Source organism: Streptomyces sp. SudanB52_2052 (genome assembly GCF_964272415.1).
Lineage (GTDB): Bacteria > Actinomycetota > Actinomycetes > Streptomycetales > Streptomycetaceae > Streptomyces > Streptomyces olindensis.
The window spans coordinates 870,261-894,067 of the sequence record NZ_OZ186796.1 but is presented as its reverse complement, the minus strand read 5'-3'; the positions used below and the strand labels follow the sequence as shown (position 1 = coordinate 894,067).

The following is a 23,807-nucleotide window of genomic DNA, read 5'->3' as shown; positions in this document are numbered from 1 at the left end:
GGGGTGCGGGCTCTGTGGGGGGCTCGTGAAACCGAAAAACTTCCTGTTCGGAATCACCCGGACGGCCTCGGGGTTCTGTGTGGAGATCCCCGACCAGCCCCGGCCACGGGTGGTGGCGAGGCTGAAAGCGGAGTATGTCAGTGTCGTGCTTGAGCCATCAACTGTGAGGGTCAATTGACTTCTGTCCATGGCGCGTTCACACCCCCGGCGAAGAGCCGGCGGTACTGCGACGGGCCTGTCCGAAAGGGCCCGCCGGAGAATAGTCCGGACCATTTCTCCGGCCAGTCCGGCTCAAACGTGCCGCCGTGACGGCCGGATCAGAAACGTGCCCCGACCGCCGTGCCGGAACGTGGCACGAGGAACTCCGGTGCCTTCGGCAGTGAACCGTCCGCCGCCCGGGACCCGGTGAGCGGACCCGGATCGGTGCTCCGCACCGAGGCGGCGTCCCAGGTGCCACCGATGTTCCAGGAGTTGCCGTCGGCGACGGTCTTGCCTCCGACGGCCGCCGCGCGCCGGTCCGCGATGGACAGATTGCCGGTGATCCGGGCGGTCCCGCCCGAGACGTCGGCGTCGAAGCCCGTACCGCCGTTGCCGTAGGTGGAGTTGCGGCTCAGGACGAGGGAGCCCGTGTTGCCGTTGTCGGTGAGGCCGTGCTTCGCGTTCTTGAAGGAGACGCTGTTGCGTACGGTGTGGGCCACCGCCGGGGCCGGGCTGCCGCCGCCGAGCTTGAAGCCGTTGCCGTCGCCCGCGAAGTCCGGGAAGTTCCACCGGTTGAAGCCGTTGCCGTACGCCACGGTGTTCTCGATCGTCACCGGGGAGGCGAACTCCCAGGCGTCGAAGCCGTCGTCGACGTTGTTCCACAGCCGGGCGCCGCGCACCACGTTGCCCGTGCCGCTGCCCTCCTTGACGGCCAGGCCGTCGGCGCTCTCGCCGTTCTTGCGCGGATCGCGGTTGCCGTGACTGTCCAGGTCCAGGATCAGGTTGTCGCTCGAATCGCCCTGGAGCTGGAACCCGGACTCGTAGTTGTCATGCGTGCGCAGCCGCGCGAAGACGTTGCCGTCACAGCCGTCGCAGTACACCCCGTACGGGCCGTTGACGATCTCCAGATCCGAGATCCGCCAGTACGACGCCTCCATGTGGACCGCCCCGCGCTCGGCGCGCGGGATGCTGCCGCCGACCGGCGTGTGACTGGCGGGCAGTTTCTCGCCGTCGATGACCACGCGCTCGCCCGGGTGGGCCGAGAGGGTGATGGGCCGGGAGGCGGTCCCCGAGGTCGTGATGGTGATGTTGTCGGTGAGGGCGTACGTCCCGCCGCGCACGGTGATGGTGTCGCCGGGCCCGGCCAGGTCCACCGCCCGCTGGATGGTCTTCAGCGGCCGGGCGAGCGTGCCGGGGGCGGCGTCGTCGCCGTTCGGCGCCACGACCAGGGTCGCGCCCGCGGCGGCCGCCGGCCCCGTCAGTGCCAGGGCCAGCGCGGCCCCCGCCATCGCCGCCGACCAGATCCGTGCGTTGCGCATACGGCCTCCTGCCTTTCCCCGCGTGGGTGTCGCACAGGAGTGGCCGCCGGGGGAGCGAAGGTTGCCGGGACTTTGCGGACACCCCCTAGGGTGGGCAGCGTGAGTGACGACCGCAGCAAGGCCCCGCTGGCCGTGTTCGATCTGGACAACACCCTCGCCGACACCGCGCACCGGCAGCGGTTCCTGGAGCGCAGGCCGAAGGACTGGGACGGGTTCTTCTCGGCGGCGCCGCAGGACGGGCCGCTCCCGGAGGGCATCGCACTGGTGCGGGAGAGCGCGCGGGAGTGCGAGATCGTCTACCTCACCGGGCGCCCCGAGCGCTGCCGACGGGACACGCTCGACTGGCTGGCGGCCCAAGGGCTGCCCGAGGGGCGCGTGTACATGCGGCGGGACGCCGACCGCCGGCCCGCGCGGTTCACCAAGCTGGAGATCCTGAAGCGGCTCGCCCGCACGCGCGAGGTCCGCGTCCTCGTGGACGACGACGAACTGGTCTGCGCCGACGCCCGGCGTGCGGGCTTCACCGTCGTACGGGCCGACTGGGCCGCGCGGTCCGCCGAGATGAAGGCGGCCCAGGAGCGCGAAGGGCGGACCTGAGACCCGGGGTTGGCGGACTGTTCACCTCCGCCGGGTATCCCCGAGCCACCAGCACCGGCGCACCGGTGCGCGTACACACGGGGGATGCCATGAACGGACGTCGCAAGGGCGCGCTCGCGGGAGCGGCGCTGCTCGGCGCCGCGCTGCTGCCCACCGGCTGCGCCAAGCCCGACCGCAGCGAGATCGTCACCTGGACCGACGAACACGGCCGGGCCTGCACCGGTGTGGCGGTGGTCGACTCCGAGGACAGCGACCGCGAGGTCACCAGCATCGACTGCGACTACCCGCCGGAGGGCAGGCAGCCGGGCCGCGCCACCTCGCGACCGCTGCCGGACTGAGCCCTGAGGGGGCTTCTACTCGGACTCCTCCAGCCGGAAGCCCACCTTGAGCCCCACCTGCCAGTGCGCGATCTCCCCGTTCTCGAGCTGGCCGCGCACCTGCGTCACCTCGAACCAGTCCAGGTTGCGCAGGGTCTGCGAGGCCCGGCCGATGCCGTTGCGGATGGCCTGGTCGACGCCCTCGGGCGAGGTCCCGACGATCTCCGTGACCCGGTAGGTGTGGTTCGACATGCCGCTGCTCCTGTTCTGGCGAGTGTCGCGCGTCACTCCACCGTGCCCCACGCGGCGGCGAAGCGCGAGGCGTCACCTCCCGCCCCGCCGCCGAAGGGGGCTCCCCGGTGTCAGCGCGCCACGCTCAGCGACAGCGCGAACCGGCCCGCGCCGTCCGTCCACCAGTGGGCCAGGTCCAGGCCCGCCGCGAACAGTTCGGCCCGCACCCCCTCCTGCCGGAACTTCGCCGACACCTCCGTGCGCAGCTCCTCGCCCGCCGCGAAGTCGACCGCCAGGTCGAGCGCCGGCACCTTCACCGTCTGCGCGGTACGGGAGCGCAGCCGCATCTCGATCCACTCGTGCTCGGCGTCCCACAGCGCCACGTGGTCGAACGCGCCGGGCTCGAAATCGGCGCCCAGCTCGCGGTTGATCACGGTCAGGACGTTCTTGTTGAACGCGGCCGTCACCCCGGCCGCGTCGTCGTACGCCCGGACCAGCACCTCCTCGTCCTTGACCAGGTCCGTGCCCAGCAGCAGCGCGTCGCCCGGGCTGAGCAGGGCCCGTACGGAGGCCAGGAACGCGGCGCGCTCGGCGGGCAGCAGGTTGCCGATCGTGCCGCCGAGGAACGCCACCAGCCGGGGCCCCGGAGTGTCCGGCAGCGTCAGCTCCGCGGTGAAGTCGGCGATCAGGGCGTGCACGTCGAGCCCCGGCCGCTCGGCGGCGAGCGCCTGCCCCGCCTGGGTGAGGGCGCTCCCGCTGACGTCGACGGGGACGTAGGTGTGCAGACCGGTGAGGGCGTCGAGGAGGTGCCGCGTCTTCTCGGAGGAGCCGGAACCGAGTTCCACCAGGGTGCGGGCGCCGGTGGCGGCGGCGATCTCGCCGGAGCGGGCGACGAGGATCTCGCGCTCGGCGCGCGTGGGGTAGTACTCGGGCAGCTCGGTGATCCGCTCGAACAGTTCGCTGCCGTGGGCGTCGTAGAACCACTTCGGCGGCAGGGTCTTGGGCGTGTGGGTCAGGCCCCGGTGGACGTCGGCGCGCAGGGCGGCCTCCGTGGCGTCCTCGGGCAGGGTGCGGGTGAGGCGGAACGGGCTCACGTACGGGGCTCCTTGGGAGATGCGTCCGGGAGGTCCTTGAGCGGCGTGAGCAGCACGTCCGTGCGGCTCGCCGCGAGCAGGGTGCGGTCGGGGACCTCCTGCCAGTGCGGATCGTCGTCGTAGGGCTCGGAGGCCACGACGGTGCCGCCGCCGGGCCGGGTGAGGTACCAGAGGGTGTCGCCCCAGGCGGTCGCGGTGATGGTGTCGCCGTTGGTGAGGAGGAGGTTGAGCCGGGAACCGGGGGCCGCCGCGGCGACCTCCAGGACCGTGTCGGCCAGCGCCTGGCCCTCCGTGTCGCCCCCGCGCAGCCGGGCCAGCACCAGCGCCCAGACGAGCGCCGAGTCATTGCGGGCCTCCAGGGACAGCAGGTCCTCGTGCGGCAGCGTCCGGGACACGGCGGCCAGGGAGCCGGGCCAGCCCTTGACCGCGCCGTTGTGGCTGAACAGCCAGGTTCCCGCGGCGAACGGTGCCGCCGCGGCCTCGGCGTCCGCGCCGGACAGGGTCGCGTCCCGCACGGCGGCGAGCAGCGCGCCGGTCCGTACGATCCGGGCGAGGTCGGCGAACGACAGGTCCGCCCAGATGGGCCCGGCCCGCCGGTAGCGGGCCGGCACCGGATCGCCCTCCGCGTACCAGCCCACGCCGAAACCGTCCGCGTTGACCGTCCCGTACCGCTGGTGGCGGGGCGCCCACGACTGCCGGTACAGGCCGTGCGGGGGCTCCACCAGGAACCGGCCGAGCGGCTCCTCGGGTCCCACGTACGCCACATGACGGCACATCAGACGTCCTCCGAGCGGGCCGTGCGGAACCCTGAGAAGATCTGCCGCCGGATCGGGTAGTCCCAGTTGCGGAACGTGCCCCGGCAGGCCACCGCGTCCACCGCGAAGGAACCGCCGCGCAGCACCTTGTACTCGGGCCCGAAGAACACCTCCGAGTACTCCTTGTACGGGAACGCCCGGAACCCCGGGTACGGCAGGAAGTCGCTCGCCGTCCACTCCCACACGTCGCCGATCAACTGCCGTACACCGAGCGGCGACTCGCCGGCCGGGTAGCTCCCCGCGGGCGCCGGGCGCAGGTGCCGCTGGCCCAGGTTGGCGTGCTCGGGGCCCGGGTCGGCGTCGCCCCACGGGTAGCGCCTCGAACGGTCGCCGGCCGGGTCGTGGCACGCCGCCTTCTCCCACTCCGCCTCGGTCGGCAGCCGGCGGCCGTCCCAGCGGGCGAAGGCGTCGGCCTCGTACCAGCACACGTGCAGGACGGGCTCGTCGGGCGGGACGACCTCGGTGACACCGAAGCGGCGCCTGAGCCACTGCTTCCCGTCGCGCCGCCAGAACAGCGGGGCGGTGATGCCGTGCCTGCGGATGTGCGCCCAGCCCTCCGGGGCCCACCAGCGCGGGTTCTCGTAGCCGCCGTCCTCGATGAACGCCTGGTACGCGGCGTTCGTCACCGGGGTGGTGTCGATGAAGAAGGGCGCCACCTCGCGCCGGTGCGCGGGGCGTTCGTTGTCCAGGGCCCAGGGCTCGGTGGAGGTGCCCATCGTGAACGGGCCGCCGGGCACGAGGACTTCGGACGGTCCGGTGAACAGCGGCACCGGATCCGGGTCGGGCGCGGTCAGGGCCTGCGGGCCCTTGCGGAGCTGATGGGTGATCAGCATGGTCTCGTCGTGCTGCTGTTCGTGCTGCGCGATCATGCCGAAGGCGAAGCCCGCCTCCGTCAGCCGCGTGCCGTGGAACGCGGCCTTCTCCAGCACGTCCAGCGCCCGGCCGCGCACGTCGGAGGCGTAACGGCGGGCCTCGGCGGGCGACAGCAGGGGCAGCTTCGGCCGCTCCGCCCGCGGGTGCTCGAAGGCGTCGTAGAGACTGTCGATCTCGGGCCGTATCGCCTCCTGCCCGGCGACGGCCCGCAGCAGCCACTGCTCCTCCTGGTTGCCGATGTGCGCGAGGTCCCACACCAGCGGCGACATCAGCGGCGAGTGCTGCGCGGTCAGGTCGGGGTCCTCGACGCAGCTCGTCAGCAGGGTGGTGCGGTCGCGGGCGACCACCAACGAGGCGACCGCCCGCTCACGGAGCGCCTCGGGGTCACGGAGCGCCTCCGGGTCCACGGTCCCGGTGTCGGCCGCGGGCTCGGTGCGGTCCATGGTCCCGGTGTCGGCGGCGGGCTCGGTGTGGGTCATCGGCGGAAGTCCTTCCCGTGGGCGCGACCGTCCGTGCCGCGCTGTCGGTCGAGCAGGTCGTCGGCGGGGCACCGGCCCAGGACGACATAACGGTCCAGGTAGGCGGTGACGGCGTCCGTGACCTCGGGCGCGGCGCCGAGCCGGGGCAGGGCGTCCAGCGCGGTCGCGAAGCACGTGACGGCCACCTCGCGCAGTTCGGCGTCGGCCAGGCCGCGCCGGGCCGCGTCGAGCCACAGCGGGTTGTGCGGCGCGGGCATCCCCAGGGTGCGCTCGGCCAGCGGCTTCACGGCCCGGTACGCGGTCTCGGCGGCCTCCGGGTCGTCGAACAGCGCCGCCGTCACGGCCAGCGGCACGATCCAGCCGTCGTCCCCCGGCTGCGCGTCGATCATGCGCAGTTCGAGATGGCCGCGCGGCCTGACCGGCGGGAACAGCGTCGTGACGTGGTAGTCGAGGTCCTCCCGCGTGGGCGGCCTCGGCACGCCCGTACGGATCCACTCCCGGAAGGTCAGGCCCTCCGGGACGTCCCAGGGCGCCCCCTCCCGCCGTACGCACATCACGGGGGAGTCCAGCACGTGCCCGGCCCAGGCGGCGCGCGGCTCGGCGTCCAGCGGTGGCCCGCCCGCCCGGCCGGCGCCGATCCGTGTCCACAGCAGCTGCCGGGTGGACAACCAGCCGGTCGGCCGGTGGCCGGCGAGCGGGGAGTTGGCGAACGCGGCCACCAGGACCGGCCCCAGATGATGGGCCAGCCACCAGCGCCGTACGTGGCCGAGGGGCCCGGGCTCCTCGTGGCCCGCGTCCAGGCACACCTGCACGGAGGCGGAGGTGCACATCATGGCGCGGCCGGCGGGACCCGTGCGGTCGAGGCAGGCCTCCATGGCGTCGTAGCGCGGTTCGCGCAGGAACCGGCGGGGTTCGTGCCAGGGATCGTGGCCGATGCCGACGAGGGTGAGGGCGTCCTCGCGCAGAACCGCGCGGACGGCGTCGAGGTCGGCGGAGACGGTGCGGACGACCTCCGTCAGCGAGGCGGCGGGGGGCGAGCTCAGCTCCAGCTGGCCGCCGGGCTCCACGGTGAGCGCCGACCTCAGGGGCAGGGTCCGCAGTGCGGCGTAGGCCGCTTCGAGTCGTTCGGGTGTGACGGGGAGCTGCGGTGCGCGCAGCTCGTGGACGAGCCATTCCACCTCGACCCCGAGGCGGCGCGGCGGGCCGGTCTTGAAGCAGATGCCGCGGACGAGGGCCTCGACATCTGCCTCGGACAGTGCGGCGTGTGGCTGGGTACAGCCGCCCGCCGCTGCAGTGGGCGAATCAGGCATATAGGGATCCTCCTGAGATTCCACCATGCCATCGGTCCGGGCACTCCGGCGGCCCGAACCGGGTTCACCCGTCCCACCCAAGCCCCTCCCGTCGCTCGGCACAAGGGTGCGAACCGGGGCGTACCGGGTCGGTCATCCGGGCGGACCGGGTGTTTCCCGGCGCTTTCCCCGGTGTTTTCCGGCCGCGAAAAACTCTGTTGCGCCGCGGATCCGGCGTCACTCAGGATGCCTGCGTGAGCACGACAAGAAGGATCGTGCGGCAGGTGCTCGGCGGCGCGTACGGGGGTCGCGCCGCGAGCGCGCGCCTGCGCGGGACACGGGGGCAACGGACCGAGTGGCGCGGCCGCGACCGATACCGACATCCTCCGTCCGGGTGACGCGGACGCCGACCGGTGACGGTTACCGCGTGGTGGCGAGGGGTGTCGGCCGGGGCTGCTGCGCGCCGGTTGCGTGGGGTGTCGGCTGGGGCTGCTGCGCGCCGGTTGCGTGGGGTGTCGGCTGGGGCTGCTGCGCGCCGGTTGCGTGGGGTGTCGGCTGGGGCTGCTGCGCGCCGGTTGCGAGGGGCGTCCGCCGGGAGTGCTGCGCGCCGGTTGCGAGGGGCGTCCGCCGGGAGTGCTGCGCGCCGGTTGCGAGGGGCGTCCGCCGGGAGTGCTGCGCGCCGGTTGCGAGGGGCGTCCGCCGGGAGTGCTGCGCGCCGGGTGTGAGGCGTGTCGGCCGGGCTGCCGCGCGTTCGACCGTGGCGGTTGCGGCCCGTAGCCGCCGCTCGCCGGGCGTGACCGGCCGCTCGCGGTGAGCGGGCGCTGGTCGCGACGGCTGTCGCCCTTAGCCGCCGCTCGCCGCTCCCGTCAGCTGTCCCGGCCGCGGCTCCGGCCGCGGCTCCGCCCACGGCTGCCGCGCGCCGGTGCCGGGGGACCCGGCGGTTGCGGTGTGTTCCTGTCAGGTCCAGCCGTAGCGCTCCCGCAGGCGGTGTCTGACCAGGTTGAAGCGCATGCGGTCCAGGGCGCAGGCCTCCCGGCGCATGCCGTCCTCGTGCAGGCGCAGCACCCGGTCCACGTCGACCCATGAGTCCCGGCCGGAGCGGTCCCACGGGCCGCTGCCGATCGGCACCCACTCCCGGTAGCCGTCGTGCCGCTTGCTGGACAGCTGCACGGCCAGGAACGTGCCGCCGGCCTCGCGGGCGACCACGAGCACCGGGCGGTCCTTTCCCCGGCCGTCGTTCTCCTCGAAGGGCACCCACGTCCAGACGATCTCGCCCGGGTCGGGATCGCCGTCGTGCGCGGGCGAGTACTCGGTGCGCACCCGGCCCACCTCGCGCGGATCGGCCTGGACGGTGGCGGACGGGCCGTGGCGGCCGGGGACGTTCTCGTCGGTAAACGCGGTCACGGGGGCACCCTAAGGGCTGCCTCCGTGCCGCGTCCGGCCCACCCCCGTGCCAGGTGCTCGATCGCTCAGGCGGCGGCGGAACGTGCCGTGACCGCCGGCTCCGGCCACTTCTCGTGCCAGCGCAGCTCCGCCTCCAACTGCGCGGCCACCTGTACCAGGAGCGGTTCGCTGTTCGCCGGTCCGAGCAGTTGCGCCCCGACCGGCAGACCGTCCGGCGTGAAACCCGCGGGCACGTTGATCCCCGGCCAGCCGAGCACGTTCCACGGCCAGGCGTACGGGCAGGCCGCGATCATGGCCCGGTCGGTGGCGAACCCGCTGAGTTCGAGCAGGGCGCCGATGCGGGGCGGGGGAGCGGCGGTCGTCGGGGCGAGGACGACGTCGTACGAGGTGAAGAACCCGCCGATACGGCGGTGCAGCACGGCCTCCGCCCGCCGGGCCGCCCGCAGCGGTGCCCCGGCCAGCAGCCGGCCCAGCCGGGCCGCGTCCCGGGTGCGCCGGTCCAGCAGCGCCGGGAAGGGCGCCTCGCCCACGCGCTCGGCGATCCCGGCCGTCGCGCGCGGCACGAACGTCAGCCCGATCTGCCCGTAGGGCGGGTCGGCCTCCTCGACCCAGTGCCCCGACGCGGCCAGCCGCTCGGCGAGCTCCACGACCCGGGTGCGCACCTCCGGCAGCAGGCGCGCGGGCACCGCCGTGAACGGCGGCTTGAGGGAGAGCGCGATGCGCAGCCGCCCCGGGTCGCGGCCGACGGCCCCGGAGACGTCGACGGCCGGCGGCCGGTGCGGGTCCTGGGCGTGGTTGCCGCTCGCGGCGTCCAGCAGCAGGGCCGCGTCGGCGACCGTGCGGGCCAGGGTGCCGTTGACGGTGATGCCCTGGAAGGACTCGCCGCGCGGCCAGGTGGAGATGCGGCCGCGCTGCGGTTTGATGCCGATCAGATGGGTCCACGCGGCCGGGATCCGCACCGATCCCGCCCCGTCCGAGCCGAGCGCGGCGGGCACGAGGCCGGCGGCGACCGCCGCGGCCGAGCCGCCCGAGGAACCGCCGGGCGTGTGGTCGGTGCTCCACGGGTTGCGGGTCGCGCCGAAGGCGGGCCCCTCGGTGAAGGGCCACTGCCCGAACTCGCAGGTGTTGGTCTTGCCGACGATCACGGCCCCGGCCGCGCGCAGCCGCCGTACGGCCTCGCCGTCCTCGGCGACCGGCGGGAACTCCCCGCAGCAGCCGAAGGCGGTCGGCTCGCCGGCCACGTCCATGTCGTCCTTCACCGCCACGGGCACGCCGAGCAGCGGTTTGCGACCACCCGCGGCCAGCTCCCGGTCGGCCGCGTCGGCCTCGGCGAGCGCCGCCTCGGCCCGCACGATCCGGAAGGCGTTGACGCTGTCCTGCGCCGCCTCGATCCGGGCCAGCGTCCGCTCGACCAGCGCCCGGGACGTCACGTCCCCGGCGGCCAGCGCGCGGGCGGTCTCCGCCAGGCCTGCGGCACGGTCGAGCGTCATACGGACACCTCCGGAAGCAGCTCCTCTACCGAACGGTAACGTCCGGTGGCCGGTGGGGGAATGCCGACGGCGGGAGTGGAAATTCACCCACAAGGCCACATCTTCCTCACTGGGCTCATCCGCTCCTGTTCAAACCATTGACGGCCCCCTGCCTCCCCCTTACTTTCTGAGCCCCACTTCCTGATCGGTTTGCCGAACCTTGTTCGGTATATCGACTCCCGGTTGCTCAAGGGAGAGCCGCCCGTGACCCCACACCCCGCCGCCCCGTCCCGCCGCACCCTGCTGCGCGCCCTGGCCGCCCTGCCCGCCTCGGCAGTGCTGCTGGGCGAGACCCCGGGACTGCTCGGCAGCGCCCTGGCCGCCGCGCCCCCGAACGGCTCCGCCACCCGCTACACGATCGTCCCGTTCCTCAACAGCAACGACGGCACGGTCAACGTCTACCAGTCGGACGACGCCACCGACTTCCGCCTGCTGCGCGCCTCCGCGTACACGCCGCCCGCCGGCCGGATCCGCGACGCGAGCGTCATCAGACACACCGACGGCTACTACTACGTCACCTACACCACGCGCACCTGGCAGGACACGACCACGACGATCGGCTTCGCCCGCAGCTCCGACCGCGTCAACTGGACGTTCCTCTACGACTACACCGTCCCCGTGCCCAACCTGTCCCGCGCCTGGGCGCCCGAGTGGTTCGTCGACAGCGACGGCAGCGTCAGCGTCATCGTGTCCTGCTCCACCACGAACGACCAGTGGATCTTCACGCCCTACCTCATGCGGGCCACCAACTCCGCGCTCACGGCGTGGAGTTCACCCGTGCCGCTCTCCGGCATCGGCGCCAACCACATCGACACGTTCATCGTGAAGATCGGCTCGACGTACCACGCCTTCCCGAAGAACGAGACGACGAAGTACATCGAGTACGCCACCGCCACGAACCTGACCGGCCCGTACACGATCCGCCGTACCGGCGACTGGGCCGGCTGGGGCAGCTACCGCGAGGGCCCGGCGCTCGTCCAGCTCGACAACGGCGGCTGGCGGATGTTCTTCGACGGCTACGGCGACGGGAACTACTACTACAGCGACAGCTACGACACCTTCGCCACCTGGTCGGCGCCGGCCGCGCTGCCCGGGATCTCCGGCACCGCACGGCACTTCACGGTGGTCAAGGAGACGGTGACGGGCGGACCGAGCCTGGCTCGCGACATCACCCGCTCCTTCCGCTCGGCGAACTACTCCACCCGCTACTGGCAGCAGCAGTCCTCGCTCCTCAACCTGCCCGTCGTCAGCGGCTCCAGCACCACCGCCGAGAAGCAGGCCGCCACGTTCACGGTCGTCGCCGGCCTGGCCGACGGCAGCGGCTACTCCTTCCGCGACGCGGCCGGCAGATACCTGCGGCACTGGGACTTCCGCGCCCGTTTCGACGCGAACGACGGCACGAGCACGTTCGCCAAGGACGCCACGTTCTTCCTCCGGGCCGGCACGACGTCGGGCTCCGTCCGCTTCGAGTCGTACAACTACCCGGGGCACTACCTGCGCCACTACTCCTACCAGCTCCGCGTGGAGCGCTCGAACGGAACGGACCTGTTCCGGCAGGACAGTTCGTTCGTGCCGGTGACGGCCTGGGCCTGACCTGCACACCTGCTGACCTGGGCAATCATGCCGAGGGATACGGAATGTATCCCTTGCCAGGTCGGCGGTGCGGTGTCGCGGACACCTCGCCACTGGGGCATCTCGGCGAGCGGCCGACCCTGTGCTGCGATCGTGACCACAGTTGACCATGGCGCCGCTGCTCTGGGCTCGCATGCACCAACAGTGGCTGCCTGAGCCGCGAGAACACGCGCGGCGGGGTCTGTCCGGGGGCGCGCCCGGGCTGAATCCCGCCGTACGTGTTTGCGGGTCGGGTCAGATGGGGTCCGTCTTCGGGGGAGCGTCTGCCGCTTCCGTCAGACCAGTGACGGCCTACACGGTGTGTGGCCAGCAGCAACTGCTGTGCACGAAGCAGACGCCCATGGCGCCGTACGCGGTGCTTCACGCGGCCTTGGCCAGGGCGGACCGGTCTTTGCCGGGCGCGCGCCGGTAGGGTGCCGCGAGCGTGGTCATGGCTCCTCGTTCGTCGTGGCGCGGCCACAGGAGGAGGGCACCGATCGCTCCCGCCCCGGCCAGGACCGCGAGGAGGGACCAGGCGAGAGTGAAGCCGGCGTTCGTGCCGAGCCACCCCGCGACGGGATAGGTGAACAGCCAGGCCAGGTGCGACAGTGAGAACTGGGCGGCGAATACCTCGGGGATCGCGTTCCGTCCGACGGAGGCGCGCAGGACCTTGCCGGTCGGTGTGATGATCAGCGCCATGCCGATGCCGACGACGGTCCAGATGATCGCCGTACCGGTCCATGTGGTGAGACCGGCCGCGATGAGCGTCACCGCGGCGGTCGTGCTGCCCACGAGGACTCCGGCGCCGGTCATCATGACGGTGCGGGCAGCCATCCGGTCAAGAACGCGGGGGAGTACGAGGGCGGCCAGGAGTGTCCCGGTGCCGGATGCGGCGAGCATCCAGGCGACGTCCGACTGCGAGCCGCCGAGCTCATCACGGACGTAGTTGACGGTGTTCACGACGACCATTGACCCTGCCGCAGCAACCACGAGATTGAGCGCCATGATGCCGCGCAGCCGCGGTGTCCGGAGGAAGGTCCTGATCCCTGCAGCCGCCTTGTCCCACGCCTTGGTGTGGGTGCTGGGGCGGGCGCCGGGGATGCGCGTCGACAAGACGAACAGGGCGGAGATGAGGAACCCGGCGGAAGTGCCCAGGAACAGCCAACCGAAGCTCATGAACGTCAGGGCGACGGCTGCCAGCACGGGGCTGAGCAGGCTCTCCATGGTGGAGGCGACCTGGGACGCGGACAGGGCACGTGTGTAGTCGGACTCGTCGGTGACGATCTCGGGGATGACGGCCTGGAACGTCGGGGTGAATGCCGCGGAGGCGCCCTGGAGCAGGCCGATCAGGACGTAGATGTGCCAGACCTCGGTCACCAGCGGCAGTGCCAGGACCACTGCACCGCGGACCACGTCGAGGAGGACCAGGAGGGTTCTTCTGGGGACCCGGTCGACGTACGCGGCAGCCAGGGGGGCTATGGCCACGTACATGACCATCTTGATGGTCAGGGCGGTACCGAGAACCATGCCGGCGCGCGGACCGGCGAGGTCGTAGGCGAGGAGCCCGAGGGCCACTGTGGTCAGTCCGGTACCGAACAGGGCGATGACTTGGGCGCCGAACAGTTGACGGTAGTCGCGGATGGCGAACAGACGCATGGCGGTTTCCTTCCGTGTTCATGCGGCGGGGCCCGGGCTCGGGGCGGAGGCCGTGCCCCGCGAGTACAGGCGGGGATGTCCCTAGACACTGCTGTCGCTCTCGGGTGTGAGACCGGCGAGCAGGTTGAAGGCGCCGGTGAGGATGTTGAGTGCGACGACGCCGACGACGTCGGCTATAGCGCGGTCGCTGTAGCCGTACTCACGCAGCGCGACGACCTGTTCGTCGGTGATCGACGTCGGCTCGCGATAGATCTGGAGGGCGAGGGCGATGATCGCTGCGATCGCGGGATCGGCCGAGGTGCCCGTGTGGGCTCGCTCGATCTCCTCCTCGTCCACTCCCATGGCGCGCGCGGCATTTACATGCGAGTCGAGGCACAGCCCGCATCCCTGTAGGGCCTGAACGGCGATCGAGATCCGTTCGCTGATCCTTCGGTCGAGTCTGGCTCGTCCCATGGCACGGCTCAGTTGGAGGTAGCCGCCCAGTACGGCCGGCGAGTGCGCCATCGTGGAGACCATGTCACCGATCTGGCCGTGGCGGGAGACCAGGTCGGCGAGGAGGTCGCGCGAGGTGCCGACCGCCGTGTCGGGCGTGAGTCGGGTCAGGCGGGGCATGACGCTCCTTCCGATGGAGGAGATGCGCGGGGGCGGTGGGCTCGATGAGGCGAGCGGACCTTGGGTCTGCCGTGTGCCGTGGCAGGCGATGGGCGGCGGTCATGCGTCAGTGGTGTGCGTGACCGCTGTGGTGGTGGCTTCTGTGCTCGGGTGCGGCCTGAGCTGCCGCGTCCGAGCGGAGGTTGGTCGTGGTGGTCTGAACCGTGAACACAGCCGTCCGGACGACGTCGTTGTGCTGGAAGTCCAGGTACAGGCGGTAGGTGCCGGCCGAAGGCGCGACCGCCATGAAGGCGATCTCGGGCCCCGGAGCGGTGGTGCCGTCACCGGGTTCGCCCTCCGGATGGACGTGGAGGTAGCCCAGGTCTCCGACCCGCAGTGCCACCAGGTGCCCGTACGCGGCCAGGTAGGGCTGCAGGTCGGTGACGGGGCGGTCGTTCCGGCTGACGGTCAGGGTCAGCTCGCTCGCCTCGCCGGGCAGGAGTTCGCCGTCGAGCGCGACGGTGTACTCGCCGACCTGTGCGATCCGGGTGGCCGCGGGGAGCGGTTGCGGGTCGTACGGCCCGGCGACCGCGACGTCGATCCCCAGCGTCATGGTCCCGTCGTGGCCGGCCGGGTGGATGTCGGCAAAGAGTCTCCAGTCCCCCGGTTCCAGGGCCAGTTCGACGCTCCAGGTGCCCTTCTCGTCCATCACCGGGTGCACGTGCTGGAACCCAGCCGTGTCGCGCCGGACGGCGATGAAGTGCAGTTCTTTCTCGTGCTCGGGCGTGAACTCGGTCACCGCCTGCCCGTCGGGGCCGATCACCCGGAAGCTGACCGGCTGCACGCCGGCGGTGAGGATCGTCGAGTCGAGCTCGAGGGTGTACCCGTTCTCGGAGACAGACAGGCCACCGGGCTGGGCTCCGCCGTGGACGCCGTGGTTGGCGTGGCCGTGGCCGAAGTGATCGCTCATGACATCTCCCAATTGGTCTGATGCGCCTTCCGGCGTTGTCCGCTCAGGACGTTGACCGTAACCATATACCCCCCGGGGGTATTTCCTCCATGGTCAAATCTCGTGAGACGGCTTGCAGGAGTGGATTCACCAGGGAGCGGCTTCCGTCCGCCAGCCTCGTGGCGTCGGCGTGTCGGCACAGCTGCCCCTGCCGTGGCTTGCGCGCGGTTGAAGGGGCAGCGCATTACCGACGAGCGACAGCTGGCGTTGCTGCCCCATCAGACTGGCGTGGGTGCCACTGATGCACGACGACGCCAGGCAGCTCGTACGAACCCAGGTCTGAAGGGGCCTCGACGTGGCCGGTGCGGTCCACGACGACACCGCCCAGGGCTGCATCCCCAACTTCAAGGGCTCGGAGCAGCCCCCCGCGCGACTGACCGAACTCGACGGGTGGATGACCGCAGAGGTCATTGAGCGGTCCCGACGAGGCCCAGCTGCCCGTACGTGCACGCGCCTTGGCGGGGGGCAAGATCGTGACGGGAACGAGCCCGGTTCAGAGTGCTGGATTCTGATGCTGCCCTTCGGCAGCGACCCCAATGGCAGCCTGGATCCGGTGATCGATGCGGAAGGTGCCGGCGAGCTGGGTGAAGTGTGCCGCACAGGCCGGGTGGCGGCGGAGCGCTGCCGCGACGGAGCTTGCGGAGTCTCCGGTCAGGGTGAGCAACCAGTCGGCGATGTGGCGTTGCGGTATCCATTGATCCCAGTCGGCGTCCCATTCAAAGGCGCCGTTGCAGCATTCCTCCAGCAGATCCAGCTCGCCCGCGTCCACTGCTTCCTGGGCGATGTTCATCAGCCACATGATCACGGCGTCCACCTCGCCGCGTTCAGGGGGTCTGTGGGTACCGAGCAGCGTGGCCATGGCCCGAACGACTTCTGCGGCCTGGCCCGGCACGGCCAGGAGCGCCGGCGCGAGGCTGGCAGGCGGCAGCTTCAGGAGGAGGTCGCAGTACAGAGGTGCGTCATCGGTGTGTGCGGCCGCGAGCGCAACAAGTTCGTGCGCTGCGGCTGACGTTCCTGCTGCGATGGATTTGCTTAGCTCTTCGGCGCGCAGGAGGGGAGGCTGTGGTGGCGTTTCGGTCTCTTGGGTGATGAGCTGCTGGAGCCTTAGGACAGTTGCCGGCCTGTGGGCGGGCTCGCGTTGGGTGGCCGCACGCACCACGGTGCGCCACGGCCCTGATGTGGGAATCAGGGGCAGGTTGATCTGCGGCATCTCCCCGGTGACAGCCCAGCCGATGAGCTGGCCGATGCTGTAGATGTCGGCAGCCTGCGTGGCCGCGTGCGCGTCTTGGGAGAGCTCCGGGGCGGCGAAGCCGTCCGTGCCGAAGCGGACGCCGGCACGTGTCCGCTGGGGGTCGGTGGTCTGCCCGCGGGGACGGCGAGCGGGCCTCGCGGCGCAGCAGGTCGAAGACGCGGTGGCGCGTGACCTCGGTTATACGCGATCGACTGTCCGTCAGCGTGTCCCGGGGTGGGGCGGCCATCGGCACGCCAGTGATGCGGCCGTGCTGGTCGAGGACCAGGCCGTCCCGCTCAAGCCTCGTCGTTACTTCGTCCAGCCATGATCCCGTCCAACCTTCCCGCTTGCCGGTGCGGATGATGTCCTCGAAGACTCGCAGGGCCCGGCTGACATGGGAGCGATCGGACCAGTCGACTGCCGCCGCGTACGACTCGAACGTGGTGCGTCGCACACTGGTGTCGGTGTACCGCAGTTCGTCCTCAGGAACGGGCGCGAAGTTGTGGCTTTGCCACATCTCGGCGATCGTGCGGACGGTCAGATTCGTGGCCAGCGTGCGGAACCTGCCGCGGGTGGTACGGCTGACCAGGTCCTCACGGCGTATCGACATGAAGAGACGATAGAGCCTTCCCGCCCACAGAACCGCGCGTTGGCCCTTGTTGAGATCTCCCGCCGACGGCTGTCACTCGATCTCGGCGGCTCTCCTCTCGCCGCGGGTTCGGCCCCTCTGAACCTCTTCGCCGGCGTGCGACCACGGCCCGGGACGGATGCCGCTTCGCTCTCTTACATACCCCTGGTGGGTATGCTACGGTCGCTTGCCACAGGTACCCCCCCGGGGTATGTCATAGAAGGGACGAACCCATGTCTGCCGTCAATCCCCGGCGCTGGTGGGCACTGGTCGTGCTCGCTGCCGCTCAGTTCATGGTGATCATGGACACGTCAATCATCGGGGTGGCGCTCCCCGAGATGCAGAAGGACCTCGGCTTCTCACAGGGTGAGTTGCAGTGGGTCTTCAACGCGTACGTCATCGCCTTCGGCGGGCTGCTGCTGCTCGGCGGCCGCCTGTCCGACCTGCTCGGGGCGCGCAAGATCTTCAACACCGGCTGGGTCGTGCTGATCGCCGGCTCGGTGGTCGCGGCCGCCGCACAGACGGCCTCGGTAGAGGTCGTCGGCCGTGCCGTTCAGGGTGTCGGTGGTGCGCTGATCGCGCCCTCGGCCATGACGCTGCTGATGATGCTCTTCGCGCACGACCCGAAGGAGCTCGGCAAGGCCATGGCGCTCTACGGCGCCGCCGCTCCTGCGGGCGGCACGGCCGGCGTGTTCCTCGGCGGTGTCTTCACCGAGTGGCTGAGCTGGCCGTGGATCTTCATCATCTACGTCCCGATCGGCGTCGCCACCCTCGCCGCCACCCAGCTCCTGCCCGCCGTCGGCAGCCGTCGCGGTGCCGTCGACGTGCTCGGAGCCGCCGCGGTCACCGCTGGTCTGGCGCTCGCCGTCTTCGCCATCGTCCGTGCGCCCGAGGTCGGCTGGGCCTCCACCGGCACCGTGCTCCAGCTGGTCGGCGCCGCCGCACTGCTCGCGCTCTTCTTCGTGATCCAGAAGACGGTGCGCGAGCCGCTCATGCCGCTCGGTATCTGGCGCGTCCCGCGGCTCGGCTCGGCCAACCTGGCGATGACCCTGCTCGGTGCCGCGTGGATCCCCATGTGGTACTTCCTCAACCTGTACCTCCAGCAGGTGCTCGGCTACGGGGCGTTCGCGTCCGGTGCCGCGCTGCTGCCGATGACCGGCCTGCTGATGATCTTCATGACGGCGATCATGGCGAAGCTGATGGCCAGGTTCGGAGCCAAGCCGATGATCGGCAGCGGTCTGCTGGTCCTCGCGGCCGGGCTGCTGTGGCTGTCCGCGGTCGAGCCCACCGGCACCTTCGTGGTGGACGTCCTGCCCGCCTCGCTGGTGGCCGCGCTCGGCATGTCGCTCGCCTACATCCCGGCGATGATGGCCGCGATGTCCGGGGCTCCGCAGGAGCAGGCGGGCCTGGCGTCCGGCATCGTCAACACCACCTACCAGGTGGGCTCCGCGCTGGGCCTCGCGGCACTGACCGCGGTGGCCACGTCGCAGGGCGCCGGTCAGCTGGGCAACCTGCCCACGCTGACGGATGGCTTCAGTGCGGCGTTCATCTGGGCCGCCGCCATTGCCGCGGCGGGTGGGCTGATCACGCTGTTGGTGATGCGCGGCGAGAAGGCTGCCGCGCCGTCCGACACCGCTCCTGCGGCGCAGAGCGAGCGCGTGCGTGCGTAGCTGCTGCGTTGGCGCGCTGCTTGGTGATTGCAGCGCGACACGGTTAAGGGTCATTCGCTGCCCGGCCCGGAGGCCGGCCAACGAATGGCCCTTTCGTCGGGAGGCTCTACGCACCTGGCGACCGGCCGGTAGTGGCCGACTTCGCGGGACGTCTAAGGGCAAGCCCGGCATTGCTTCGATACTGCTCTGCTAAGTAACTAAGTAATTCGTAGTAGCGCCGGTCGAATTAAAACTGTTGACCTCTGATAAGCCGTCGAGTTAAGGAGTTCGCGGGCTCAGTCTTTGATGCCTGCCATGCCGGGTGCGCCAGCCGCGTTTCGTGGTGGCGCACCCGGATTCGCTCGTCAGTCTCCTCCTTCTTCCTTTTTCTGGTTCTCGGTGTAGTGGAGTTGGTCGCGTGGCGCTCTCCCGTGGCGTTACTGACGAGAGTCTCGCCGGCGATTCCGCGGAGGCGGTACTGCATCGGCGGGTGATCCGGGTGCTTTCGGGTCTCCTGCTCGGGATGTTCGTGTCGCTGCTCACGTCTTCAGGCGTCTCCGTAGCCCTGCCTGGCGCGATCGCTGAACTGGGCGGCGATCAAACTGGATACGCATGGGCTGTGACAGCGCCGTTGCTGACATTGGCCATCTCACTCCCCTTGTGGGGGAAACTATCAGACCTTTTCAACAAAAGAGTTCTTGTCCAATCCGCATACGTGATATTCGTCTTCGGTGCTCTGGCTGCGGCCGTGGCGCCGAATGTTGAGGTTCTTGTTGCGGCCAGGCTTGTGGAAGGTGTCGGCGTTGGCGGACTCGCCGCGCTCTCTCAGGTGATTATTGCGGTACTGGTGCCGCCGCGTCAGCGCGGCCGATACAGCGGGTATTTTGCAACGACGTTCGCGGCTGCGACCATCTGCGGCCCTCTGTTCGGTGGGGTGGTCGCCGATGCTGCGCTACTCGGCTGGCGATGGTGTTTCTGTTTGGGCGTGCCATTCGCGCTGCTTTCTCTTGTGATTCTTCGGAGGACACTGGTACTGCCGAGGCCTACCGGTACGCGTCGACGAATCGACTGGGCGGGAGCACTGCTGTTCACGGTGGCGGTTGCACTGCTGCTTATCTGGTTGACCTTGGTGGACGACTGGCTGTCCTGGATCACGGTCGTGCTGCTTGGCTGTTCGGCTCTACTGTCGGTCGTATTCATTCGGGTGGAGCGTCGCGCACTTCAACCAGTCGTTCCGCTGAGGCTATTCCGGGACAAGACCGTGACCCTGACAGTGTTGGCCAGTCTCTTCGTGGGTGTCGTTCAGATGGCTGCCCCGGCGTTTCTCGGTCAATACTTCCAGCTGGCTCTGGGCGCCTCGCCCACATTGTCCGGCCTGATGACAACACCTACCGTAGTCGGACTGGTCGTCGCCACCACCGTCTCCGGCCTTGCCATTGCCCATTTCGGCCGGTGGAAGCTTTGGCTGCTCATTGGTGGAGCCTTGATGGGGCTCGGCCTGGTGTTCCTGGGGGCAGTTCCTTCGGATACGGAGTACTGGCGGGCAGCCGTTCCCATGGCGCTCATGGGATTGGGTATCGGCATGGTGATGCAGAACCTTGTGCTTGCGGCGCAGAATCAGGTGGAGGCAGACGATCTCGGGGCCGTGAGCTCCCTTGTATCCTTCTCTCGTTCGCTCGGTGGCACCCTTGGGGCTTCCGCCATGGGGGCCGTGCTGTCTGCGCGCGTGGCTCATTACCTGGGTGGCTCAGGCGAGGTACCGAAACTGGAAAGACTGTCCGAGGCGTCCCGCGGTCCAGTCGAGGAAGGGTATAGTCAGGCAATCGCTGACATGTATCTCTGGACTGCACCTGTGGCGTTCGCGGCATTGCTGCTCATGATGTGCATCAAGGAAGTGCCCCTGAGGAAGTCCGTCTGAGGTCGTCACCTTGGCTGCATCCTTGATCGACGCCGGCACGAGACGCTGAGCAAGTGGCCGGTCGGCAAGGCCGTAACCATTGAATCATCGGGACAGGTTAGAGCGACTTGATCCTTGTCGCCGCAGAACTCGCTTGTGATGGCCCTTCCCGCTCCTCGACGTCGACAGGGCTGTGTCCCGCCTCGTGCAGAGCCTCGGCCAGCGCGGACACCTCCTCCGGCGACATGCGCTTCACAAAGCGCTGTAACGCGGCACGGCGGTCATCGACATTGCCGAGGGTGTCCTTCATGAGATCCGCGGCGTAATCCTCGCGGCTTTGCTCGGCTTCATAGAGCCAGGCCCGCCCGAACTTCTCGCGGCGGAGGAAACCCTTGCGGTGGAGGATGTCCGCGACGGTCATCACGGTTGTGTAGGCGACAGGTCGCGTGCGATTGATGTCGTCGACGATCTCGCGGACCTTGGCCGGTCGGCTCCAGCGCCAGAGCCGGTCCATGATCTCGGCTTCCAGGTTACCCAGCCGTCGCACTCTTCCCCCTGTACTTCCTCGTTGTAGGGGCACCTCCCGTCGAAGGTGCCCCTCATGCCCCAGTGAGCCTCCAGCATACGGGGCGGGGGTATATTGCGCTGCGCATTCCCACTCAGCAGGGAATTTGCCGTCGGAGCCCCGAAAGGCCCGTGTGCGAAGGTCTGCCGAACCGGCCTGGGTGGAGCCGAGTTGAGCAGTACGGGCCCGGCGGTGGTACCGCCCCGGGCCCGGAACTCGGAGGTCACGCCCGTACGAGCCGGGCGATGGCCTTGGACGCCTCGCCGACCTTGGTCCTGGCCTGCTCGCCGCCCTCCACGATGGCTTCCGTGACGCAGCAGTTGAGGTGCTCGTCCAGAAGGGCCAGCGCGCAGGACTGGAGCGCGGCGTTGATGGCGGCGACCTGGGTCAGGACGTCGATGCAGTAGGTCTCCTCCTCGACCATGCGCTGCAATCCCCTCACCTGGCCCTCGATCCTGCGGAGCCGTCGGAGAATGACGTCCCGGTGAGTCTGCTCTCCGGCCACGGCGGCCTCCTTGTGTTGGCCGCTTCAGCGGTCGGCGGGCTGGAAGCCGCGCAGTCGCAGGCTGTTGCCGACCACGAAGACCGAGGAAAAGGCCATGGCCGCTCCGGCGATCATCGGGTTGAGCAGGCCTGCGGCGGCGAGCGGCAGGGCGGCGACGTTGTAGGCGAAGGCCCAGAACAGGTTGGACTTGATGGTGCCCAGCGTCTTGCGGGAGAGGCGGATGGCGTCCGCCGCGACCGTCAGGTCGCCCCGCACGAGCGTCAGGTCGCCCGCCTCGATCGCGGCGTCCGTACCCGTGCCCATCGCCAGGCCCAGGTCGGCCTGGGCCAGTGCGGCCGCGTCGTTGACGCCGTCGCCGACCATCGCGACCGAACGGCCCTCGTCCTGGAGGCGCTTGACGACGTCGACCTTGTCCTGCGGCATGACCTCGGCGATCACGTGCTCGGGCGCGATGCCCACCTCGGCGGCGACCGCCTCGGCGACCGCCTTGTTGTCACCGGTCAGCAGGATCGGGGTCAGGCCCAGGGCGCGGAGCCGCTTGATGGCCTCCGGGCTGGTCTCCTTGATGGCGTCGGCGACCTCGAGCACCGCGCGTGCCTCGCCGTCCCAGGCGACCGCGATGGCGGTACGTCCGGCCGCCTCCGCCTCGGCCTTGGCGCGTTGCAGCTCCACCGGCAGGGAGATGGCCCACTCGTCCAGCAGTTTCTCGCGGCCGACGAGGACCGCGTGGCCCTCCACGATGCCCTGGACGCCGAGGCCGGCGATGTTCGCGAAGTCCTCCGGGGCGGGCAGTGTGCCGACCCGGGCGGCGGCGCCGGTGGCGACGGCCTGGGCGATGGGGTGCTCGGAGGAGTGCTCCAGGGCGCCCGCGAGCCGCAGGACGTCCTCCTCGCCGGTGCCGTCGGCGGTGTGCACGGCGAGCAGGGTCATCTTGCCGGTGGTGACGGTGCCGGTCTTGTCCAGCACGATGGTGTCGACCTTGCGCGTCGTCTCCAGGACCTCGGGGCCCTTGATGAGGATGCCGAGCTGGGCGCCACGCCCGGTGCCGACCATGAGGGCGGTCGGTGTGGCCAGGCCCAGGGCGCAGGGGCAGGCGATGATCAGGACGGCGACCGCCGCCGTGAAGGCGGCGGTCAGGCCCGAGCCGTTGCCGAGCCAGAAGCCCAGCGTGCCGAGCGCCAGGGCGATCACGACCGGCACGAAGACCGCGGAGATCTTGTCGGCGAGCCGCTGGGCGGCGGCCTTGCCGTTCTGCGCGTCCTCCACCAGCTTGGCCATGCGGGCGAGCTGGGTGTCGGCGCCGATCCGGGTGGCCTCGACGACCAGGCGGCCGCCGGCGTTCAGCGTGGCACCGGTGACGGCGTCCCCGGTGCCGACCTCGACGGGCACCGACTCGCCGGTGAGCATGGAGGCGTCCACGGCGGACGACCCCTCGACGACCACACCATCGGTGGCGATCTTCTCACCGGGCCGGACGAGGAACCGGTCCCCGACCTTCAAGTCGCCCACGGGGATGAGTTCCTCGCGGCCCTCGCGCAGCACGGTGACTTCCTTGGCGCCCAGCTCCAGCAGGGCCTTCAGCGCCGCCCCCGCCTTCCGCTTGGAGCGCGCCTCGAAGTACCGCCCGGCCAGGATGAAGGCGGTCACACCCGCTGCGGCTTCCAGGTAGATGTTCCCGGCGCCGTCGGTGCGCGCGATGGTGAGTTCGAAGGGGTGCGTCATGCCGGGCGTGCCCGCCGTACCGAAGAACAGCGCCCACAGCGACCACAGGAACGCCGCCGAGGTGCCGACGGAGATCAGCGTGTCCATGGTGGCGGCACCGTGCTTGGCGTTCGTCCAAGCGGCCTTGTGGAACGGCCAGGCGGCGTACGTCACCACGGGCGCCGCCAGCGTCAGCGACAGCCACTGCCAGTACTCGAACTGCAGCGCCGGGATCATGGCCATCGCGATCACGGGGACGGCGAGTGCCACGGCGGCGGTCAGCCGCTGGCGCAGCGGCCGCAGCTCGTCGATCTCTTCCGGTGCGGACCCGTCACCGGATGCGGACTCGCCGGTGGTTTCGGGCTCGGGCTTCCGCGCGGTGTAGCCGGTGGCCTCGACCGTCTCGATGAGGTCCGAGACGGTCACGTCCTCGCGGTAGGTGACCTTCGCCTTCTCGGTGGCGTAGTTGACGGTCGCCTCGACACCGTCCATGCGGTTGAGCTTCTTCTCGATCCGGGCGGCGCACGAGGCGCAGGTCATGCCGCCGATGGCGAGTTCGACCTCGGCGGCGCCGGGCGTGGTGGTGGTCATGTCTGCTCCTCGGAGCTCACGGATGCAATGT

The 23,807-nt window shown here is 70.4% G+C and carries 20 protein-coding genes; 5 read left to right on the top strand and 15 right to left on the bottom strand.

Annotated elements, in window-relative coordinates:
• Positions 1-317 precede the first annotated feature (317 nt).
• Positions 318-1,517, bottom strand: coding sequence for a right-handed parallel beta-helix repeat-containing protein (locus ACSUPV_RS04125; protein ID WP_382616759.1), 1,200 nt, complete (start codon positions 1,515-1,517; stop codon positions 318-320).
• A 99-nt stretch (positions 1,518-1,616) separates the two neighbouring features.
• On the opposite strand from ACSUPV_RS04125, the gene ACSUPV_RS04120 reads away from it, so the two are divergent.
• A complete protein-coding gene (locus ACSUPV_RS04120) occupies positions 1,617-2,111 on the top strand; it encodes an LNS2 domain-containing protein (protein ID WP_031120081.1) in 495 nt (164 codons plus the stop codon).
• A gap of 89 nt (positions 2,112-2,200) precedes the next feature.
• Positions 2,201-2,449 carry a hypothetical protein gene (locus ACSUPV_RS04115; RefSeq protein WP_436946938.1) on the top strand — a complete coding sequence of 83 codons (249 nt, stop codon included), beginning with the start codon at positions 2,201-2,203 and terminating at the stop codon, positions 2,447-2,449.
• A 15-nt stretch (positions 2,450-2,464) separates the two neighbouring features.
• Here ACSUPV_RS04115 and ACSUPV_RS04110 read toward each other — a convergent pair whose 3' ends face one another.
• From ACSUPV_RS04110 to ACSUPV_RS04080, 7 genes are all read right to left on the bottom strand, one after another.
• Positions 2,465-2,680: a dodecin gene (locus ACSUPV_RS04110; protein WP_031120079.1), complete on the bottom strand. Its 216-nt coding sequence runs from the start codon at positions 2,678-2,680 to the stop codon at positions 2,465-2,467.
• Between the two features lie 110 nt (positions 2,681-2,790).
• Positions 2,791-3,753, bottom strand: coding sequence for an L-histidine N(alpha)-methyltransferase (gene egtD, locus ACSUPV_RS04105; protein WP_436946937.1), 963 nt, complete (start codon positions 3,751-3,753; stop codon positions 2,791-2,793).
• Positions 3,750-4,529: an ergothioneine biosynthesis protein EgtC gene (gene egtC / locus ACSUPV_RS04100; RefSeq protein ID WP_031120076.1), complete on the bottom strand. Its 780-nt coding sequence runs from the start codon at positions 4,527-4,529 to the stop codon at positions 3,750-3,752. Before egtC ends, egtD begins: the two co-directional genes overlap by 4 nt.
• Entirely contained in the window at positions 4,529-5,884 is a 1,356-nt protein-coding gene (egtB, locus tag ACSUPV_RS04095) for an ergothioneine biosynthesis protein EgtB (protein ID WP_436949870.1), read from the bottom strand. Before egtB ends, egtC begins: the two co-directional genes overlap by 1 nt.
• Positions 5,885-5,916: 32 nt before the next feature.
• Positions 5,917-7,230, bottom strand: a complete 1,314-nt coding sequence (gene egtA / locus ACSUPV_RS04090) for an ergothioneine biosynthesis glutamate--cysteine ligase EgtA (RefSeq protein ID WP_436946936.1) — start codon at positions 7,228-7,230, stop codon at positions 5,917-5,919.
• Between the two features lie 936 nt (positions 7,231-8,166).
• Positions 8,167-8,613 (bottom strand): type II toxin-antitoxin system PemK/MazF family toxin, encoded by a 447-nt coding sequence (locus ACSUPV_RS04085; protein ID WP_436946935.1) that lies wholly within the window; start codon positions 8,611-8,613, stop codon positions 8,167-8,169.
• A gap of 65 nt (positions 8,614-8,678) precedes the next feature.
• Positions 8,679-10,103, bottom strand: coding sequence for an amidase (locus ACSUPV_RS04080; protein ID WP_436946934.1), 1,425 nt, complete (start codon positions 10,101-10,103; stop codon positions 8,679-8,681).
• 243 nt (positions 10,104-10,346) lie between these two features.
• On the opposite strand from ACSUPV_RS04080, the gene ACSUPV_RS04075 reads away from it, so the two are divergent.
• The gene (locus ACSUPV_RS04075) at positions 10,347-11,735 is read left to right on the top strand and encodes a glycoside hydrolase family 43 protein (protein ID WP_037764715.1); all 1,389 of its coding nucleotides are present in this window, start codon (positions 10,347-10,349) and stop codon (positions 11,733-11,735) included.
• Between the two features lie 399 nt (positions 11,736-12,134).
• Here the strand turns inward: ACSUPV_RS04075 and ACSUPV_RS04070 are convergent, their stop codons facing one another.
• From ACSUPV_RS04070 to ACSUPV_RS04055, 4 genes are all read right to left on the bottom strand, one after another.
• Positions 12,135-13,409 carry an MFS transporter gene (locus ACSUPV_RS04070; RefSeq protein WP_436946933.1) on the bottom strand — a complete coding sequence of 425 codons (1,275 nt, stop codon included), beginning with the start codon at positions 13,407-13,409 and terminating at the stop codon, positions 12,135-12,137.
• Between the two features lie 81 nt (positions 13,410-13,490).
• The gene (locus tag ACSUPV_RS04065) at positions 13,491-14,021 is read right to left on the bottom strand and encodes a carboxymuconolactone decarboxylase family protein (RefSeq protein WP_436946932.1); all 531 of its coding nucleotides are present in this window, start codon (positions 14,019-14,021) and stop codon (positions 13,491-13,493) included.
• Between the two features lie 106 nt (positions 14,022-14,127).
• Positions 14,128-14,970 (bottom strand): hypothetical protein, encoded by an 843-nt coding sequence (locus ACSUPV_RS04060; RefSeq protein ID WP_436946931.1) that lies wholly within the window; start codon positions 14,968-14,970, stop codon positions 14,128-14,130.
• Between the two features lie 532 nt (positions 14,971-15,502).
• Positions 15,503-16,219, bottom strand: a complete 717-nt coding sequence (locus tag ACSUPV_RS04055; protein WP_436946930.1) for a hypothetical protein — start codon at positions 16,217-16,219, stop codon at positions 15,503-15,505.
• A gap of 882 nt (positions 16,220-17,101) precedes the next feature.
• Here ACSUPV_RS04055 and ACSUPV_RS04050 point away from each other — a divergent pair.
• On the top strand, positions 17,102-18,538 hold the full coding sequence (locus ACSUPV_RS04050; RefSeq protein WP_436946929.1) for an MFS transporter: 1,437 nt from the start codon (positions 17,102-17,104) through the stop codon (positions 18,536-18,538).
• 397 nt (positions 18,539-18,935) lie between these two features.
• Entirely contained in the window at positions 18,936-20,435 is a 1,500-nt protein-coding gene (locus ACSUPV_RS04045) for an MFS transporter (RefSeq protein ID WP_436946928.1), read from the top strand.
• A 97-nt stretch (positions 20,436-20,532) separates the two neighbouring features.
• Here the strand turns inward: ACSUPV_RS04045 and ACSUPV_RS04040 are convergent, their stop codons facing one another.
• From ACSUPV_RS04040 to ACSUPV_RS04030, 3 genes are all read right to left on the bottom strand, one after another.
• Positions 20,533-20,961, bottom strand: coding sequence for a BlaI/MecI/CopY family transcriptional regulator (locus ACSUPV_RS04040; RefSeq protein ID WP_078650910.1), 429 nt, complete (start codon positions 20,959-20,961; stop codon positions 20,533-20,535).
• A 241-nt stretch (positions 20,962-21,202) separates the two neighbouring features.
• Positions 21,203-21,484, bottom strand: a complete 282-nt coding sequence (locus ACSUPV_RS04035; protein WP_382616790.1) for a metal-sensitive transcriptional regulator — start codon at positions 21,482-21,484, stop codon at positions 21,203-21,205.
• 24 nt (positions 21,485-21,508) lie between these two features.
• The gene (locus ACSUPV_RS04030; RefSeq protein WP_382616792.1) at positions 21,509-23,776 is read right to left on the bottom strand and encodes a heavy metal translocating P-type ATPase; all 2,268 of its coding nucleotides are present in this window, start codon (positions 23,774-23,776) and stop codon (positions 21,509-21,511) included.
• Positions 23,777-23,807: the final 31 nt, after the last annotated feature.